Below are 17,074 nucleotides of genomic sequence, written 5' to 3'. Positions count from 1 at the left end.
TCAGGCGAGGCTGGCCTCGAGCGTGATCGAGATGCCCGAGAGTGCCTGCGAGACCGGGCATCCCGCCTTCGCCTCCTCGGCCAGGCGTTCGAAGTCCTCTTCCGAGAGCCCCGGCACGGTCGCGCTGACCAGCAGGTGGCTCCCGGTGATCCCCTCACCGGGCACGAACGTGACGGCGGCGGTCACCTGCAGCGACTCGGGCGGGGTGCCGTTCTCGGCCAGGGCGTGCGAGAACGCCATCGAGAAGCAGGCGGAGTGCGCGGCGCCGATGAGCTCCTCGGGCGTGGTGCCCTCGCGCGTGCCCTGCGAGCGGGAGGCCCACGTGACGGGGAAGGCGCCGGCGCCCGACGAGTCGAGGGTGGTGGTGCCGGCACCGGAGACGAGGTCGCCTCGCCACACGGTGGTTGCTTCGCTGGTCACGGCCATGATGGGTCCTTCCTCGCGGGAGCGGGTGTCGCGTCCAGACTATTCCGCTGACCCTGGGACCGTCAGTGCGTCTGCGCGCGGAGGCCACGCGCACGGACCAGCAGCAGGTACAGCTGGCAGCCGATGCAGTACCCGAAGACACCGTTGAGGAAGGCGGCGATGAACGCGAGACCCGCACTGATCGCCACCGCGTAGGGCACCGACAGCAGACCGAGCACGACGGCGATGCCCGTCACCACCAGACCGACTCCTTGAGCGAACGTGGGCGGTCGCGGATCCTCCAGCTCGGCGGGAGGCGCGAGTCTCGGACGAACGAGACTGCGGAAGAGCAGCCCCCAGGGGTGCCTCGCGATCCCCGCCGAGGAGCCCCAGGCGAAGAGGACGGCGAGCGCGACGAGCAGCCACCAGGCGACCGAGGCGGGCCCTGTCGCAGGGGAGGCCAGCGAGATCCCCACCACCACGAGCAGGAGGGCGGCCGTGATGGCGGCGCCGAATCGTGGACCCCGCGGGTCGATCCCCGCGGGTGCGGCGCGGTCGGTCATCGGGTGCTCCTTTCACGAGCGGATGCGGTGGGGTCATGAGCGGATTCGGAGTGTCCATGGGCGTGCGCGGGGGCGAGAACGCTCCCCAGGGCCTCCCGGACGGCCGGCGGGCGGACGGAGCCGCCCCAGCGCGCCCGCACCACGCCCGTGGCGTCGATCAGCAGCGTGGTCGGGGTCTGGAGCACCGAGAAGCGGGTGACGAGGTCGGGCCGCTCGGTCACGTCGACATCGACGTGGGCGACGCCCGGACGTGCGGATGCCTCCGCAGCGAGCACGCGCCTGGTCTGCGGACACGTCGAGCAGAGCTCCGTGGAGAACTGCAGCAGGGTGGCGGCGCGACCCCATCCGGCGACGGCGTCCGAGCCGAGCGACTCCGGCACGATGACCTCACCCGTCGAGCGGGCGGACGTGCGCCCGCGAGTGGCGCGCCAGGCCAGACCGAGCGCGGTCGAGAGGATGACGAGCCCCGAGACCGCCCCGAGGGGCAGCAGCATGTCCATGCCGCCACGCTAGGCGGTGGCGTGCGGCCCGGGCGCAATATGACGATTGTGACGTCGGTGCTATCGTGGTCGGATCATGTCCTTCGCCGCGCTCCTTCTTAGCCGCCGCGTCGAGTCCTCGTAGATCAGCCGGACTCGCCGCGGAGTCCGTCGTCGGCTGGCACAGCATCCGCACGAAGAAGAAGGATTCGCTCGACATGAAGAACACCCAGACCCCCTCGGCCATGCCGGTGCACAAGTACCGGCCGTATCACGAGCAGATCGCGGTCGATCTGCCCGATCGCACCTGGCCCTCCGCCCGCATCACCGAGGCGCCGCGCTGGTGCGCGGTCGATCTCCGCGACGGCAACCAGGCGCTGATCGACCCGATGAGCCCCGAGCGCAAGCGCGTGATGTTCGACCTCCTGGTGCGGATGGGGTACAAGGAGATCGAGGTCGGCTTCCCGAGCGCCAGCCAGACCGACTTCGACTTCGTCCGCTCCCTCATCGAGGAGGGCGCCATCCCCGACGACGTCACCATCCAGGTGCTGACCCAGGCGCGTGAGCACCTGATCGAGCGCACCTACGAGTCGATCAAGGGCGCGAAGCAGGCGATCGTCCACCTCTACAACTCCACGAGCATCCTGCAGCGCGACGTCGTGTTCCGTACCGACCGCCAGGGCATCATCGACATCGCGCTCAACGGCGCGCGTCTGTGCAAGCGGTTCGAGCAGACCGTCCCCGAGACGACCGTCTACTACGAGTACTCCCCGGAGAGCTACACCGGCACCGAGCTCGAGTTCGCCGTCGACATCTGCAACCAGGTCATCGAGATCTTCGAGCCCACGCCGGAGCGCAAGGTCATCGTCAACCTGCCCGCCACGGTCGAGATGGCCACGCCCAACGTCTACGCCGACTCGATCGAGTGGATGAGCCGCCACCTCGCCCACCGCGAGAACGTCATCCTGTCACTGCACCCGCACAACGACCGCGGCACCGCCGTCGCGGCGGCCGAGCTGGGCTACATGGCCGGCGCCGACCGCATCGAGGGCTGCCTGTTCGGCAACGGCGAGCGCACCGGCAACGTCGATCTGGTCGCGCTCGGGCTGAACCTGTTCACGCAGGGCATCGATCCGCAGATCGACTTCTCCGACCTCGACGAGATCCGCCGCACCGCCGAGTACGCCAACCAGCTGAAGGTGCACGAGCGCAGCCCCTGGGCCGGCGACCTGGTCTACACGGCCTTCAGCGGATCGCACCAGGATGCGATCAAGAAGGGCTTCGAGGCCATGGCCGCGGAGGCCGAGGCGCAGGGCACTCACGTCGACGAGCTGGTCTGGGCGGTCCCGTACCTGCCCATCGACCCGAAGGACGTCGGCCGCACCTACGAGGCCGTCATCCGCGTGAACTCGCAGTCCGGCAAGGGCGGCGTCGCCTATCTGCTCAAGACCGACCACGCCCTCGACCTGCCGCGCAAGCTGCAGATCGAGTTCTCCGGCGTGGTGCAGGCCATGACGGATGCCGAGGGCGGCGAGGTCACCAGCGACCAGATCTGGGAGATCTTCACCGACGAGTACCTGCCCGCGCCGCACGACCGCGCCGACGAGAAGTGGGGCCGCTACGAGCTGACGAGCATGCGCACCTCGAGCGACATGACCGGCACGGTCGCGCTCGACGTCGAGCTGCGCGTCGGCGACGAGGTGCGGAAGACGTCGGCGACGGGCAACGGACCGATCGCCGCGTTCCTCAACGTGCTGGCCGATGAGGGCTACGACGTGAAGCTCTACGACTACGTCGAGCACGCTCTCAGCGCCTCCGGTGACGCGCTGGCGGCGGCCTACGTCGACCTGCAGGTCGACGGGGTGCGCCTGTGGGGTGTCGGCATCGACGCCGACATCTCGACGGCGAGCCTCAAGGCGATCGTCAGCGCGGTGAATCGTGCCATCCGCGTCACCGAGTCCGATCGCGAGCTCGCCGCCGTCTGACCTCGGTCGTCGGTCTCGCCACCCTCCTGGAGCTTCGCCACGTGCATGCGTGTGGCGAAGCTCCAGCTGTGTGGCGGACCTCGGGTGAGCGACCCGAGACAGTCCTGCCCGCCGGCCGCTAGAGTGCGAACGTGTTCGTGCACGTTCTGGGGGAGGTGCTCCCGCTCGCGGTCGGGGTCATCGTGTCGCCCATGCCCATCGCCGGGGTCATCGCGCTGCTGCTCGGCCCGAAGGGGCGTGGGAACGCCATCGTCTTCGCTGTGTCGTTCCTCGTCGCGACCTTCGCGGTCACGCTCGCCTTCGCCTCGGGCTCGAAGGGCACCACGAGCTCCGACTCCTTCTTCGCGCAGCTCTTCCACATCGTGCTCGGCTTCGCGTTCGCGGCACTCTTCTTCTTCCTCGCCTACCGCAGCTTCCACGGGCGGCCGAAGAAGGGCGAGGAGACGAAGGAGCCGCGGTGGCTGGCCGCGATCGACTCATTCGGACCCGTGAAGTCGGCGGGACTAGGACTCCTGCTGGGCGTGGCGAACGTGAAGAACCTTCCGATCATGATCGCGGCGGGCGCCACCATCGGCACCGAAGGGCTCGAGTGGCCGCTCGTCTTCCTCGCGGTGCTGGTGTTCTCCGTGATCGCGTGCCTCGGCGTCATCGTGCCGACGCTCCTCGGAGGATCGGGATCGAAGGGGGTCACCGCGTTCCTCGCCTCGACGAAGGCCGCCCTCATCCGGCACAACGCGATCATCATGACCGTGCTCTTCCTCGTTCTCGGCGCCGTGCAGCTCGGCAAGGCCCTCGAGGCGCTCTGAGCTCGGTCGGCGCTGTCGCGTGCCGTCGCCGGCCGTGTCCACGGCCGGTGCGCATCCGGGGGTGGGATGATCGTCTGGTGCCGGTGTACCGAGATGAAGGGGTCGTGCTGCGCACCCAGAAGCTGGGTGAGGCCGATCGGATCGTGACCCTCCTCACGCGCACCCACGGAAAGGTCCGGGCGGTCGCCCGGGGCGTCCGCCGCACGTCGTCGAAGTTCGGCTCACGGCTCGAGCCGTTCATGGTCGCGGACCTCCAGTTCTACGAGGGCCGCAGCCTCGACACGATCACGCAGGCCGTCTCGATCGGCTCCTACGGCGCCGCCATCACGGCCGACTACTCCAGCTACACCGCCGCCAACGTCATGGTCGAGACCGCCGACCGCATCACCGAGCACGAGCAGTCGCTGCAGCAGTACCACCTGCTCGTCGGGGCGCTGCGCTCGCTGTCGCGGAACGAGCACGGCCCGTCGCTCACGCTCGACTCGTACCTGCTGCGCGCGATGGCGGTCGCCGGATGGGCGCCGAGCTTCCACGACTGCGCCGTCACGGGCGTCACCGGGCCGCACTCCGCCTTCGTGGTGCAGCTGGGCGGCGTGGTGGCCGACGCGGTCGCGCCCCCCGGATCGCCGCGGCTCGACGCGACCACGCTCGAGCTGCTGGCCGCGTTGCTGACGGGGGATTGGGCGACCGCCGAGGCGGCGCCCGCGGTGTCCCGCTCGCAGGCCAGCGGCGTCGTGTCCGCCTACGCTCAGTGGCACCTCGAACGCGGGCTCCGGTCGCTCGAGCATGTCGAACGGGGCACGCGCGCCCGGGTGGATGCCGCCGCCGCTGCGTCCACGACCGCCACCTCCACCGCTGAACGACCCGAGGAGCACCCGTGAGCCCCGTGAGGAAGACCTCGCCCCTCGCCGAGCCGTTCCGTCCTCTCGACTGGACCGGCCTCTACCCGCCTGAACTGCCGAAGGGCGCGGTCCCGGCGCACGTCGCCGTCGTCATGGACGGCAACGGGCGCTGGGCCAACCAGCGCGGCCTCACCCGCGTCGAGGGCCACCGCGCCGGCGAGGCGGCGCTGCTCGACGTCGTGGCGGGCGCCATCCAGATCGGGGTCAAGCACCTCAGCGTGTACGCGTTCTCGACCGAGAACTGGAAGCGATCGCCCGACGAGGTGCGCTTCCTCATGGGCTTCAATCGGGAGGTGCTGCACCGCCGGCGCGACCAGCTCAACGAGTGGGGTGTGCGCATCCGCTGGTCGGGGCGCCGGCCGCGGCTCTGGGCCAGCGTCATCAAGGAGCTCCAGTTCGCCGAGCGGCTCACGCAGGGCAACAGCACCCTCACCCTCACGATGTGCGTCAACTACGGCGGCCGCAACGAGATCACGGATGCGGTGCGCGCGATCGCCGACGACGTCGCGGCGGGTCGAATCCGGCCGTCGGCGGTCAGCGAGAAGCTCATCCAGCGCCACCTCTATGTGCCCGACCTGCCCGACGTCGACCTCTTCGTACGCAGCTCGGGGGAGCAGCGCACGAGCAACTTCCTGCCCTGGCAGTCGGCGTACGCCGAGATGGTGTTCCTCGACCGGCTCTGGCCCGACTTCACCCGGGCGGACCTGTGGGGCGCGATCGAGCACTACGCCGGCCGCAACCGCCGGTTCGGCGGGGCGATCGACGCACCCACCGCGGCGGCCGCCGACTCGGAATGACGGTCCGGTCTCGCGTGTTGCCCTCGTTGTGACCGAACCCATCAAGATCGACATCTGGTCCGACGTGGCCTGCCCCTGGTGCTACATCGGCAAGCGCAAGCTCGAGAACGGCATCGAGGCGTACGCCGGAGACGGCGACGCCCTCCCCGTCGAGGTCGAGTACCACAGCTACGAGCTCTCGCCCGAGACCCCCGTCGACTTCGAGGGCGACGAGTACGACTTCCTCGCCGCGAAGGGTTACCCCCGCGAGCAGCTCGAGGGCATGCTCACGCGCGTGACCTCGATCGCATCGGATGTGGGGCTCGACTACGACTACGACCACCTGAAGCACACCAACACGGTGAAGGCGCACCAGCTCATCCACTACGCCAAGGCGCACGGCCGCCAGCTCGACATGAAGGAGCGCCTGCTGAAGGCGTACTTCGTCGACGGACGCCACGTCGGGCATGTCTCCGACCTGGCCGACCTCGCCGCCGAGATCGGCCTCGACCGCGACGACGTCGTCCGCTCGCTCGAGGCCGACGAGTACCTCGACGCCGTGCGCTCCGACCAGGCGGAGGCGCAGCGCCTCGGCATCCAGGGCGTGCCGTTCTTCGTGCTCGACGGCAAGTACGGCGTGTCCGGCGCCCAGGACGCCGCGGTCTTCGCCGACGTGCTTCGCCAGGTGCAGGCGGGCCGCGCGGAGGTCGGCGCGTGACCGGGGCGACGCCCGAGGCCGCGCGGTCGGATGGGTCTCCGACGGAGGTGTCTTCGGAGGAGCGGCCGCTTCTCACCCTCCTCGGCGCACCGGATGCGGTCGCCTGCGCAGGCGACGCCTGCGCCCTCCCGCCCCGCTGACTTCTTCGGCTCCGCGGTCCCCTCGCCCATCACCTACGGGGTTCGTCCAGGTTTCCGTCGCGAATCCCGCGAATTCCCACGGAAACCTGGACAAACCGGCTGCCGTGCCCGAGGCACCCCGGTCAGCGCGGGGTGAGGGGCTCGGAGATGTCGGCGACCGTGGCGCCGAGGGCGCGGGCGAGCTCGTCCGCATCCACGAACGCACTGCGACCGTGGGCGCCCGCGCCCATGGCCACGCGGCCGTGGAACGAGGCGTCCTGGTAGACGGGCCACGCCGTGGTGGAGCCGAGCGGGGTGATCGTGCCGCGCTCGTACCCGGTGGCGGCGAGGGCGATGTCCTGCGGCGGCATCGCGAGCTTGTTCACGCCGACCAGCGCGCGCAGCTTCGGCCAGCTGATCTGGCGGTCGCCGGGGATGAGGGCGAAGAGGAAGTCGCCGTCGTGGCGCTTCACCACCAGGCTCTTCATGATGTCGCCGGGATCGAGCCCCAGGAGCCCTGCGGCGGCCTCGAGCGAGTCGGCGGCGGGGCGCTCCACCACCTCGACGTCGAGTCCGAGCTGCTCCGCGTGCGCCTTCACCCGTTCGGTGCCTGAGTTCTCCACATCCCCATTCAATCGCACGACCCTCCACAGGATTCCCGACGAGCGCCCGACCCTCAGCCGAGTCTGGGAGAATCGAAGGACGATGACCACCGACACCCTCGCCCAGCCCGGCCTCGCGATCGGCCCGATCCAGCTCGACGTGCCCGTCGTGCTGGCGCCGATGGCGGGCATCACGAACACCGCCTTCCGCCGGCTCTGCCGCGAGTTCGGCGTGGGGCTCTACGTCAGCGAGATGATCACGAGCCGCGCGCTGGTCGAGCGCACGCCCGAGACCATGCGGCTGATCACGCACCATCCGTCCGAGACGCCCCGCTCCATCCAGCTCTACGGCGTCGACCCGAAGACCATGGCCGATGCGGCCCGCATCCTGGTCGAGGAGGATCGGACAGACCATATCGACATGAACTTCGGCTGCCCGGTCCCGAAGGTCACCCGCAAGGGCGGCGGAGCCGCGCTGCCGTGGAAGCTCGACCTCTTCCGCGAGATCGTCGAGTCGGTGGTCGACGCGGCCGGCGACATCCCGGTCACCGTGAAGATGCGCAAGGGCATCGACACCGACCACCTGACCTACCTCGAGGCCGCCAAGGCGGCGCAGGGCGCGGGTGCTGCCGCCATCGCCCTGCACGCGCGCACGGCCGCCGACTTCTACAGCGGCCACGCCGACTGGTCGGCCATCGCCACCCTCAAGGAGACGATCACCGACATCCCGGTGCTCGGCAACGGCGACATCTGGTCGGGCGACGACGCCCTCCGCATGGTCGACGAGACCGGATGCGATGGGGTCGTCGTGGGTCGCGGGTGCCTCGGGCGCCCGTGGCTGTTCGGCGATCTCGCCGCCGCCTTCCGGGTGCGCTCGGGCGAGCTCACGGCCGAGGAGGCCGAGGCGCTCCGCGCGGCACCATCGCTCGGCGATGTCGCGCGCACGCTCAAGCGCCACACCGAGCTGCTCGTCGAGTTCTTCGGCGACGAGGATCGCGCCTGCCGCGACATCCGGAAGCACGTCGCCTGGTACCTCAAGGGCTACCCGGCCGGGCACGAGGTGCGGGCCGCGCTGTCGATGGTGCGCACCCTCGACGAGATGGACGAGATCCTCGCCACTCTCGACTGGGACATGCCCTACCCGGGCGCCGACGCCGAGGGTCCGCGCGGGCGCGCGGGCAGCCCGAAGAACCCCTCGCTGCCCGACGGGTGGCTCGCGTCGCGATCCATCGCCTCGGGAGCCCGATCCGACCTCGCGGCCGCGGAGCTCACGCACAGTGGGGGCTGAGCGTCGGTCGGCGGAGGGCTATGGCGAACGCGACGTCGAGCGATTCCTCCCCGAGGAGCACTCCTCCAGGCGCAGCGACTTCGCGCGCGACCGAGCCCGCATCCTGCACTCGTCGTCACTCCGGCGCCTCGCGGCCAAGACGCAGGTGCTGAGCCCGGCCGTCGTCGCCGACTTCGCGCGCAACCGCCTCACGCACTCGCTCGAGGTGGCGCAGGTGGGCCGCGAGCTCGCCGCCAGCCTCGGTCTCGACCCCGACGTGGTCGACTCGGCGTGCCTCGCCCACGACCTCGGGCATCCGCCGTTCGGGCACAACGGCGAGCGCGCGCTCAACGAGTGGGCGGCCGACATCGGCGGGTTCGAGGGCAACGCGCAGAGCCTCCGCATCCTCACCCGGCTCGAGCCCAAGTCGTTCGGCGACGACGGGCGAAGCTACGGCCTCAACCTCACGCGCGCGTCGCTCGACGCCAGCTGCAAATACCCGTGGACGGCGGCCGACCCTGTGCCCGACGCCAGCGGCCGTCTCAAGTACGGCGTCTACGACGACGACGTCGAGGTCTTCCGCTGGTTCCGCGTCGGCGCCCCCGACCGCACGCTGTGCGTCGAGGCGCAGGTCATGGACCTCTCCGACGACATCGCTTACTCGGTGCACGACTTCGAAGACGCCGTGCTCAACGGCTACATCGATGTCGATCTCCTGGCCGAGCGCGCCGATCACGAGGCCCTGCTGCACAGCATCCATGCCCGCTCCGGCGGCGAGCTGAGCTACGACGACATCGTCGCCGCGTTCGAGCGGCTCGATCACCTCGAGGTGTGGTTGACCGGGTGGGATGACAGCCGTCGCGCGCACGCCCACCTCAAGAACCTCACCAGCCAGCTCATCGGCCGCTTCGCCGGCGCGGCGACCGAGGCGACGCGTGCCGCGGCACCGGCGTCCTCGCTCGCCCGCTACGGCGCCGACGTCGTCGTCCCCGACGAGATCGTCGCCGAGATCGCGACGCTGAAGGGCATCGTGTCGGTCTTCGTGATGAGCAACGACGCCCGGCAGCCCCTCTACATGCGGCAGCGCGAGCAGCTCATGCAGCTCGCCGACCGTCTCTGGCAGACCGGCGGCGCCCACCTCGACACCGCGTTCCGCCTCGACTGGGCCGAGGCGGAGGACGACGTCACCCGTCGCCGCGTCGTCGTCGACCAGGTCGCCAGCCTCACCGACCAGACCGCGCTCGCCTGGCACGCCAGGCTCGTCGGCGCGACCGTATCCTGAGATCCATGGCCGGACTCATCCGCCGCAGCGACATCGACGAGCTCAGGTCGCGCATCGACATCGCCTCCGTCGTCGGCGACTTCGTCGCGCTCAAGAGCGCCGGCATCGGCTCGATGAAGGGCCTGTGCCCGTTCCACGACGAGAAGTCGCCGAGCTTCCACGTGCGCCCGCAGGTGGGCCGTTACCACTGCTTCGGATGCGGGGAGGACGGCGACGTCTTCACCTTCCTCCAGAAGATGGATCACGTCACCTTCACCGAGGCCGTCGAACGACTCGCCGCGAGCATCGGGTTCACGCTCCACTACGAGGACGGCGGGGCCGCGGCGTCCGACCACGGCAACCGAGCCCGGCTGCTGGCCGCCAACCAGGCGGCGTCCGAGTACTTCATCGAGCAGCTCACCAGCGCGGGCGCCGACGAGGCGCGGCGCTTCCTCGGCGGTCGCGGCTTCGACCCCTCGGCTGCGCAGCGCTTCGGGGTGGGCTACGCACCCCAGGGCTGGGACAACCTCGGCGCGCACCTCAAGGGTCGCGGCTTCACCGAGGCGGAGCTGACCGGCGCCGGCCTCCTCAGCACCGGCGAGCGGGGGAGCAGCTACGACCGCTTCCGGGGCCGGCTCATGTGGCCCATCCGCGACCAGACGGGCCAGACGGTGGGCTTCGGCGCCCGCCGCCTGTACGACGACGACAAGGGGCCCAAGTACCTCAACACGCCCGAGACGATGGTGTACCACAAGGCGCAGGTGCTCTACGGGCTCGACCTCGCCAAGCGCGACATCGGCCGCGGGCGCCAGGTCGTCATCGTCGAGGGCTACACCGACGTGATGGCGTGCCACCTCGCCGGAGTCACGACCGCGGTCGCCACCTGCGGTACGAGCTTCGGCGTCGACCACATCAAGATCATCCGCCGGGTCATGGGCGACGACGCGTCCGGTCTCGGCGAGGTCGTCTTCACGTTCGACCCGGATGCGGCGGGCCAGAAGGCGGCGGTGCGCGCCTTCGCCGAGGAGCAGCGCTTCGCCGCGCAGACCTACGTCGCGGTCGCCCCCGACGGGCTCGACCCCTGCGATCTCCGCCTGGCGAAGGGCGACGACGCCGTGCGTCGCCTCCTGCGCACGAAGCGGCCCATGTTCGAGTTCGTCATCAAGCAGAAGCTCGACACCTACGACCTCGAGACGGTCGAGGGCCGGGTCGCGGCCCTTCGCGATGCCGCCCCCATCGTGGCCGACATCCGCGACTCCGCGCTGAGGCCGGCGTACACGCGGCAGCTGGCGCGGATGCTCGGCACCGACCTCGACGAGGTGTCGCGCGCGGTCGAGGCGGCGGCCCGGCGCGGTGGCGGCGCGACCGAGACCTCGCGGCGGCCGCAGCCCGGCGACAGGGCTCCGTCGCCCGAGCCGCAGACAGCTGCCGAGCAGGCGCGCCCGGCCCCCGTCGCGGTCAACATCACCGACCTGCCCACCGCCACGGCCACCCGGCAGGAGCGAGACGCCCTGCAGGCGATCCTCCAGTTCCCCGTCCTCATCGGGCGCGACCTCATCGAGAAGGTCACCTCGAGCGGGTTCAGCAACGCGGCTCTCGCGGCGGTGCGCGACGCGATGGCCCGTCACCTCGACGAGTACGTCGAGCCGGGCTGGGTCGCGGTCGTCGAGCAGGACGTGCCCGAGGAGTACCGTGCGCTGGTGGGCCAGCTCGCGGTCGTGCCGATCCCCGAGCGCCCGAGTCGGCAGCCCGAGATCTACCTCCGCAACATCACCGGCGAGATCTACCTCCGCGATCTGCTGCGCCGCAAGGACCAGCTGATCCGCACCCTGCAGCGGACCGATCGCATCGCCGCGCCCGACGACTACCGCCGACTGGGCGCCCAGATCGCCGAACTCGAGGCCGAGCGTCGCGCCTTCCAGGTGGAGTGAGGGTCCGCGGGTAGGCTCTGCCGGATGGCAGTCCGCAACGTCCTCACCGCATCCGATGTGACGATCGAGTACCCCGCTCACAGCGTGAGCCCCTCGCACGTCGCCGTGAAGGGGTTCACCCTCACCATCGAGCCCGGGGAGATCGTGGGCCTGGTCGGATCGAGCGGCTCGGGCAAGTCCACGCTGGCGCAGGTCGCGTCGGGCCAGGCGGCGCTCAAGACGGGCTCCGACGTGCAGCCGCGGATCATCGGCGGCAGCCTCGACGTGCTGGGCTACGAGATGCGGACGATCCGCCGCAACAAGCTCGCCGAGTTCACGCTCGGCGTGGGCTACGTGAAGCAGGATGCGGGCACGACCCTCACCCCGAACATGACGGTGGCCGAGATGGTGGCGGAGCCGATCTTCCTCCGCGACCGCAAGCACGATCGGCGTGATGCCGGCCTCAAGGCCGCGACGCTGGTCGACTCGCTGCTCCTCCCGGTGGGCACGATGCTGAAGCAGCCCCACGAGCTCTCCAGTGGCCAGCGGCAGCGTGTGGCCGTGGCGCGCAGCCTCGCCCTCGACCCGGTGCTGCTCATCGCCGACGAGCCCACCGCGGGCGTCGACGTGTCGGTGCGGGGGCAGGTGATCGACGCGATCGCGGGCTTCCAGCGCGCCCGCGGCGGTTCAGCGCTGCTGGTGAGCCACGACCTCGAGTCGCTCCGCCGCGCCGTCGACCGGATCGCGGTCATCCACGAGGGCGTGGTGGTGGGTCTGGGCGACATCGACGACGTGCTGGCCGATCCGCGACACCCGTATGTGGCGGAGCTCGCGCGTGAAACGAGCGACCCGGATTGGTGATAGTGTTGTGCCCGCTGTTCTTCAGCAGTGATCCTCGATAGCTCAATTGGCAGAGCAGCCGGCTGTTAACCGGCAGGTTCTTGGTTCGAGTCCAAGTCGGGGAGCTCACACGACGAAGGCCCCGCGGAATCCCGCGGGGCCTTCGTCGTTCGGGCGGTCAGCCCGCCGCGAGATGATCCTCGACTCGAGGCGTCAGAGGCCCCGTCGCCGAGGCGGTCGGGGCGCTCTTCAGTCCGACCTCGATCTCGGTGACCGCGAACCTGGTCGACGGCGTGATGAGCAGCATCTCCACTCCGCCCTCGTGCAGCAGTGGCACGAGCTCGGTGTCGCCGCGCTCGATCGTGTCGTGCGCGTGGGCGCTGAAGATGTCGCTCATCGTCTCGGTGGCGAGGTAGACGCGGCCTCCGTAGTGGATCACCCGCGTGTACGCGTACGCATGCGTCATTGCACTTCCTTCCGCGATGCCCACAGGTTACGCCTCGGTTCCTGGACGTTCCAGGGGTTGCGCCTGGACGTTCCCGCCGTTGCGTACAGTGGTGGGACCATGCCCGAACGCACGCCCGACGAACGCGCCGCGCTGCGCTCGGCTCTCGCCGTCGGGCTCGCCACGGCGGCGTACGGGGTGTCCTTCGGGGCGCTGGCGACCGCATCCGGGCTCGACGTGTGGCAGACCTGCTTCCTCAGCCTCGTGATGTTCACCGGCGGCTCGCAGTTCGCCCTCATCGGCGTGCTCGCGACCGGAGGTGCGGCCGCCGGAGCGTCGGCGATCACGGGGGCGACGCTGCTCGGCGTGCGCAACGCGTTCTACGCGGTGCGGATGTCGCCGATCGTCGGTCCGGGTCTATGGAGGCGCGCCGCGGCGGCTCACCTGACGATCGACGAGTCGACCGCGGTGGCGACGGCGCAGCCGACCCTCAGAGGGCAGCGGATGGGGTTCTGGGCGACCGGACTCGCCATCTACATCGGCTGGAACCTGACCACCCTCATCGGCGCGCTGGTGGGCGACCTGCTCGGCGACGTGCGCGCGTACGGACTCGACGCGGCGGCCGCGGCCGCGTTCCTCGGGCTGCTCTGGCCGCGCCTCCGGCAGCGGCAGGCCCTCGCCGTCGCGGTGGGCGCCGCCGTCGTCGCGGCTGCGCTCATCCCGGCGCTGGCGCCCGGCCTGCCCGTGCTCCTCGCCGGCGCGGTGGCGGTGCTGGTCGGCGGGTTCAACCTCTTCGCGTCGCGGACGCACGAGGAGGCGACATCGTGACCACGTGGCAGATCGTCATCCTCGCGTCGCTGGCGTGCCTGGCGCTGAAGGCGGTCGGCTACGTCGTGCCCGCCCGCGCCTTCGAGCACCCGCGGGTCTCCCGCGTCGCGAGCCTGCTCACGGTGGCGCTGCTGGCGGCCCTCATCGTGGTGCAGACGGTCGGTCAGGGCCAGTCGCTCCAGGTGGACGCGCGCCTGCCCGCGGTCGGCGTCGCCGCCGTGCTGTACGCGCTCAAGGTGCCGTTCGTGATCGTGGTGATCGCCGCGGCGGCCGTGGCCGCTCTGCTGCGCGCCGTCACCGGGATGGCCTGAGACCGGGGGTCAGTCCTCGAGGTGGTCGCGGCCCGGCAGCCAGCTGTGGCCGGGCACACCCCATCCCTTCTTCTTCGCCGTCTTGAAGACCGGCTTCTCGTACTCGTGGTCGAGGCGGTCGATGTAGAGGATGCCGTCGAGGTGGTCGTACTCGTGCTGGAAGATGCGGGCGAGCCATCCCGAGCACTCGATCTCGTAGCGCGAACCGTCGATGTCGGTGGCGCGGAGGAGCGCCTTCGCCCCGCGGGCCAGCGGATACCGCTCACCCGGGAACGAGAGGCACCCCTCGGACTCGTCGTCGGGATCCGCAGGGTCGGGCGAGGCCGGGGTGATGAACAGCTCCGGATTGAGGGCGACCCCGCGATGCAGCTCGTCGGCCTCGTCGGTCCAGCTGTAGACGAAGAGGCGCAGCGGCACTCCCACCTGAGGGCCCGCGAGTCCGACGCCGGGTGCGGCGTCCATGGTCTCGAACATGTCGGACACCAGGGTGCGCAGATCGTCGTCGATGGTCTCGACGGGGGCAGCGGGGGAGTGGAGCACGGGCTCGCCCATGATCCGGATCGGGAGAACGGCCATTCGCTCACTCTATCCAGCGGTGCCACGGGGTATCGTCGTCTGGTGCCTCCCGAACTGAGCGATCTCACCGATCAGATCGCTCTCGACCCGAAGCAGTTCATCGGCATCCCCATCGCCCTCGTCGGCGCGATCTTCCTCAGCCTCGGTGCGCAGTTCCAGCACCGCGGGGTCACCAAGGTCGAGGCCAAGACCCACGAGGCGGTCAAGGGCCTCAGCGTGCGGCAGATCCTGGCACTGCTGGGACGGCCGTCGTGGGTCATCGGGTCGCTCATGCTCGGCCTCGCGATCGTGCTCCAGCTCACCAGCCTCGGCTTCTCGCCGATCATCGTGGTGCAGCCGCTGGGCGCCGTCGCGCTCGTGATCACGAGCATCCTCAACTCGCGGCTGAGCAAGGTGAAGCTCAACCGGGCCTCGGTGGTGTCGATCGTGCTCTGTGTGGGCGGTGTCGGGGCGTTCGTGCTCGTGGCCGCGTTCACCGCACGCGACATGCCCGTCACCACACGCGACCTCGTCATCATCCTCATCGTCCTCGCGGTGGTGCTCGCCATCATGGGTGCGCTGTTCGCTCTGGCGGGCAAGCGCTTCAAGGCGATCGCCTACATCATCGGTGCGGGTGTGCTCTACGGATTCGTGGCGACGCTCGCGAAGGTCGTCATCAGCCGTGTGACCCAGGGCGACTTCGGCTGGCTCACGATCCTCTGCGTGATCGGCCTGCTCGCCGCGGCCGGTCTCGGCGGCTACTTCGTGCAGAACGCCTACGCCTCCGGTCCGCCCGACCTCGTCATCGCCGGACTCACCGTCGTCGACCCGCTCGTCGCGGTCGGGATCGGCATCATCGTCCTGGGCGAGGCGTCGCAGGCGCCGCTCTGGGCGATGTTCGCGTTCGTCGTGTTCGGGCTGGTGGCCATCCTGGGGGTGTTCGGCCTGGCGCGGTTCCATCCGCAGGCTCGACGCTAAGGTGGATGCTGCCCGGAACGACGACGATCTCCCGCCGAACCAGAAAGACACCGCGTGACCGACTTCCGAGAATCGCCCAGCGTCGAGCCTTCGAGCTCCGTACCCGACGCCGAGCGTCCGCTGCGCATCATCATCGGGGCTGACACCTTCTCACCCGATGTCAACGGATCCGCCAAGTTCGCGGAGCACCTCGCCTCGGGCCTGGCGTCTCGCGGACACGACGTCCACGTCGTCGTGCCCGCCGCCTCGCGCACGCACGGCACCTGGACCGAGGAGTACGACGGCCAGAAGGTCACCGCCCACCGCCTGTTCAGCCTGCGCTGGCCCTTCCACGACTGGCTGCGCTTCGTGATGCCGTGGACGATCCGCCGCAACAGCGCCCGCATCATCGACGAGGTGAAGCCCGACGTCGTGCACTTCCAGTCGCATATCGTGATCGGGCGCGGCCTCGCGGCCGAGGCGCAGAAGCGCGGCATCCGCGTGATCGGCACCAATCACGTGATGCCCGAGAACCTCACCGCGTTCATGCCCATCCCGCAGGCGGCGAAGGACGTGGTCATCAAGCTCGCGTGGAAGGCGGCCCGACGCTCCTTCAGCAAGGCGGAGGCCGTCACCGCGCCCACGCGCCGCGCGGCCGACTTCTTCGAACGCGGCACCGGCATGACGAACACGTACGCGATCAGCTGCGGCATCCGTGCCTCGGACTACACACCCGACTTCGGCCCCCGAGAGGGCAACCGCATCCTGTTCGTGGGCCGGGTCGCGCCCGAGAAGCAGCTCGACGTGCTGCTGAAGGCCGTGCAGATGCTCCCGAGCGACCTCGACGTGCACCTCGACATCGTGGGCGGCGGCGATCAGCTGAAGAACCTCCAGCAGCTCGCCGACACCCTCGGCATCGCCGACCGGGTCCGCTTCACGGGCCGGATCTCCGACGAGGAGCTCCGCGCGTCGTACACGAAGGCCACGGTGTTCGCGATGCCGTCGATCGCCGAGCTGCAGAGCATCGCCACCATGGAGGCCCTCGCCAGCGGCCTGCCGGTGGTGGCGGCCGACGCGATGGCGCTCCCTCACCTCGTGCACGACGGCGAGAACGGCTACCTCTTCACCCCGGGCGACGCCACCGACCTGGCCGCGAAGCTCGAGCGCGTGCTGCGCCTGCCGGAAGACGAGCTGCAGGCCATGAAGCGCGACTCGCTCGACATCGTCGCCGCCCACGACATCGACCGCACTCTGGTCACCTTCGAGCACCTCTACCGCGGCGAGAAGGTCACCGACCCGGTCGTCGCCCGCCCCTCCGACGAGGAGCGCTCCTCGGCCGCGTAGC

19 protein-coding genes and 1 tRNA gene are annotated in these 17,074 nt (G+C 70.2%); 14 read left to right on the top strand and 6 right to left on the bottom strand.

The features are described 5' to 3' along the window. The 3 genes from ACFJGV_RS02950 to ACFJGV_RS02940 form a co-directional block, all read right to left on the bottom strand. Entirely contained in the window at positions 1–426 is a 426-nt protein-coding gene (locus ACFJGV_RS02950) for an OsmC family peroxiredoxin (RefSeq protein ID WP_378146714.1), read from the bottom strand. A gap of 62 nt (positions 427–488) precedes the next feature. Next, positions 489–968, bottom strand: coding sequence for a DUF4395 domain-containing protein (locus ACFJGV_RS02945; RefSeq protein WP_378146713.1), 480 nt, complete (start codon positions 966–968; stop codon positions 489–491). Beyond that, on the bottom strand, positions 965–1,468 hold the full coding sequence (locus tag ACFJGV_RS02940; protein WP_378146712.1) for a TlpA family protein disulfide reductase: 504 nt from the start codon (positions 1,466–1,468) through the stop codon (positions 965–967). Before ACFJGV_RS02940 ends, ACFJGV_RS02945 begins: the two co-directional genes overlap by 4 nt. 197 nt (positions 1,469–1,665) lie before the next feature. Here ACFJGV_RS02940 and leuA point away from each other — a divergent pair, with 197 nt between their 5' ends. From leuA to ACFJGV_RS02915, 5 genes are all read left to right on the top strand, one after another. Next, a complete protein-coding gene (gene leuA / locus ACFJGV_RS02935; protein ID WP_378146711.1) occupies positions 1,666–3,432 on the top strand; it encodes a 2-isopropylmalate synthase in 1,767 nt (588 codons plus the stop codon). 131 nt (positions 3,433–3,563) lie between these two features. Then, positions 3,564–4,238: a GAP family protein gene (locus ACFJGV_RS02930; protein WP_378146709.1), complete on the top strand. Its 675-nt coding sequence runs from the start codon at positions 3,564–3,566 to the stop codon at positions 4,236–4,238. A gap of 77 nt (positions 4,239–4,315) precedes the next feature. Next, complete coding sequence (gene recO, locus ACFJGV_RS02925) at positions 4,316–5,119, top strand: DNA repair protein RecO (RefSeq protein ID WP_378146707.1); 804 nt, start codon at positions 4,316–4,318, stop codon at positions 5,117–5,119. Beyond that, positions 5,116–5,937 (top strand): isoprenyl transferase, encoded by an 822-nt coding sequence (locus tag ACFJGV_RS02920; RefSeq protein ID WP_378146706.1) that lies wholly within the window; start codon positions 5,116–5,118, stop codon positions 5,935–5,937. The genes recO and ACFJGV_RS02920 overlap by 4 nt, the downstream gene beginning before the upstream one ends. Before the next feature lie 28 nt (positions 5,938–5,965). Further along, on the top strand, positions 5,966–6,634 hold the full coding sequence (locus ACFJGV_RS02915; protein ID WP_378146705.1) for a DsbA family protein: 669 nt from the start codon (positions 5,966–5,968) through the stop codon (positions 6,632–6,634). A gap of 262 nt (positions 6,635–6,896) precedes the next feature. Here the strand turns inward: ACFJGV_RS02915 and ACFJGV_RS02910 are convergent, their stop codons facing one another. Further along, positions 6,897–7,376 (bottom strand): aminoacyl-tRNA deacylase, encoded by a 480-nt coding sequence (locus ACFJGV_RS02910; protein ID WP_378146703.1) that lies wholly within the window; start codon positions 7,374–7,376, stop codon positions 6,897–6,899. Positions 7,377–7,458: 82 nt separating this feature from the next. Between ACFJGV_RS02910 and dusB the strand changes: the two genes are divergently transcribed. From dusB to ACFJGV_RS02885, 5 genes are all read left to right on the top strand, one after another. Then, the gene (gene dusB / locus ACFJGV_RS02905) at positions 7,459–8,643 is read left to right on the top strand and encodes a tRNA dihydrouridine synthase DusB (protein WP_378146701.1); all 1,185 of its coding nucleotides are present in this window, start codon (positions 7,459–7,461) and stop codon (positions 8,641–8,643) included. Continuing rightward, positions 8,633–9,904, top strand: a complete 1,272-nt coding sequence (locus ACFJGV_RS02900; protein ID WP_378146699.1) for a deoxyguanosinetriphosphate triphosphohydrolase — start codon at positions 8,633–8,635, stop codon at positions 9,902–9,904. The genes dusB and ACFJGV_RS02900 overlap by 11 nt, the downstream gene beginning before the upstream one ends. 5 nt (positions 9,905–9,909) lie before the next feature. Beyond that, on the top strand, positions 9,910–11,814 hold the full coding sequence (gene dnaG, locus ACFJGV_RS02895; protein ID WP_378146698.1) for a DNA primase: 1,905 nt from the start codon (positions 9,910–9,912) through the stop codon (positions 11,812–11,814). A 24-nt stretch (positions 11,815–11,838) separates the two neighbouring features. Further along, the gene (locus ACFJGV_RS02890) at positions 11,839–12,654 is read left to right on the top strand and encodes an ATP-binding cassette domain-containing protein (RefSeq protein WP_378146696.1); all 816 of its coding nucleotides are present in this window, start codon (positions 11,839–11,841) and stop codon (positions 12,652–12,654) included. Between the two features lie 31 nt (positions 12,655–12,685). Beyond that, a tRNA-Asn gene (locus ACFJGV_RS02885) sits at positions 12,686–12,758 on the top strand. A gap of 53 nt (positions 12,759–12,811) precedes the next feature. Here the strand turns inward: ACFJGV_RS02885 and ACFJGV_RS02880 are convergent. Continuing rightward, positions 12,812–13,099, bottom strand: a complete 288-nt coding sequence (locus ACFJGV_RS02880) for a hypothetical protein (RefSeq protein WP_378146695.1) — start codon at positions 13,097–13,099, stop codon at positions 12,812–12,814. 99 nt (positions 13,100–13,198) lie between these two features. Here ACFJGV_RS02880 and ACFJGV_RS02875 point away from each other — a divergent pair, with 99 nt between their 5' ends. Both ACFJGV_RS02875 and ACFJGV_RS02870 read left to right on the top strand, forming a co-directional pair. Continuing rightward, positions 13,199–13,906, top strand: coding sequence for an AzlC family ABC transporter permease (locus ACFJGV_RS02875; protein ID WP_378146693.1), 708 nt, complete (start codon positions 13,199–13,201; stop codon positions 13,904–13,906). Continuing rightward, a complete protein-coding gene (locus ACFJGV_RS02870; protein WP_378146692.1) occupies positions 13,903–14,217 on the top strand; it encodes an AzlD domain-containing protein in 315 nt (104 codons plus the stop codon). The genes ACFJGV_RS02875 and ACFJGV_RS02870 overlap by 4 nt, the downstream gene beginning before the upstream one ends. 9 nt (positions 14,218–14,226) lie before the next feature. Here the strand turns inward: ACFJGV_RS02870 and def are convergent, their stop codons facing one another. After that, positions 14,227–14,793, bottom strand: coding sequence for a peptide deformylase (gene def / locus ACFJGV_RS02865; RefSeq protein WP_378146690.1), 567 nt, complete (start codon positions 14,791–14,793; stop codon positions 14,227–14,229). Between the two features lie 42 nt (positions 14,794–14,835). Between def and ACFJGV_RS02860 the strand changes: the two genes are divergently transcribed. Both ACFJGV_RS02860 and ACFJGV_RS02855 read left to right on the top strand, forming a co-directional pair. Further along, a complete protein-coding gene (locus ACFJGV_RS02860; RefSeq protein ID WP_378146689.1) occupies positions 14,836–15,750 on the top strand; it encodes a DMT family transporter in 915 nt (304 codons plus the stop codon). A 54-nt stretch (positions 15,751–15,804) separates the two neighbouring features. Then, the gene (locus ACFJGV_RS02855) at positions 15,805–17,073 is read left to right on the top strand and encodes a glycosyltransferase (protein WP_378146688.1); all 1,269 of its coding nucleotides are present in this window, start codon (positions 15,805–15,807) and stop codon (positions 17,071–17,073) included. Position 17,074 lies beyond the last annotated feature (1 nt).

Source organism: Cnuibacter sp. UC19_7 (assembly GCF_042699995.1).
Taxonomy (GTDB): domain Bacteria; phylum Actinomycetota; class Actinomycetes; order Actinomycetales; family Microbacteriaceae; genus Cnuibacter.
The sequence above is the reverse complement of the archived record's forward strand: the minus strand, read 5'-3'. Positions and strand labels throughout refer to the sequence as shown.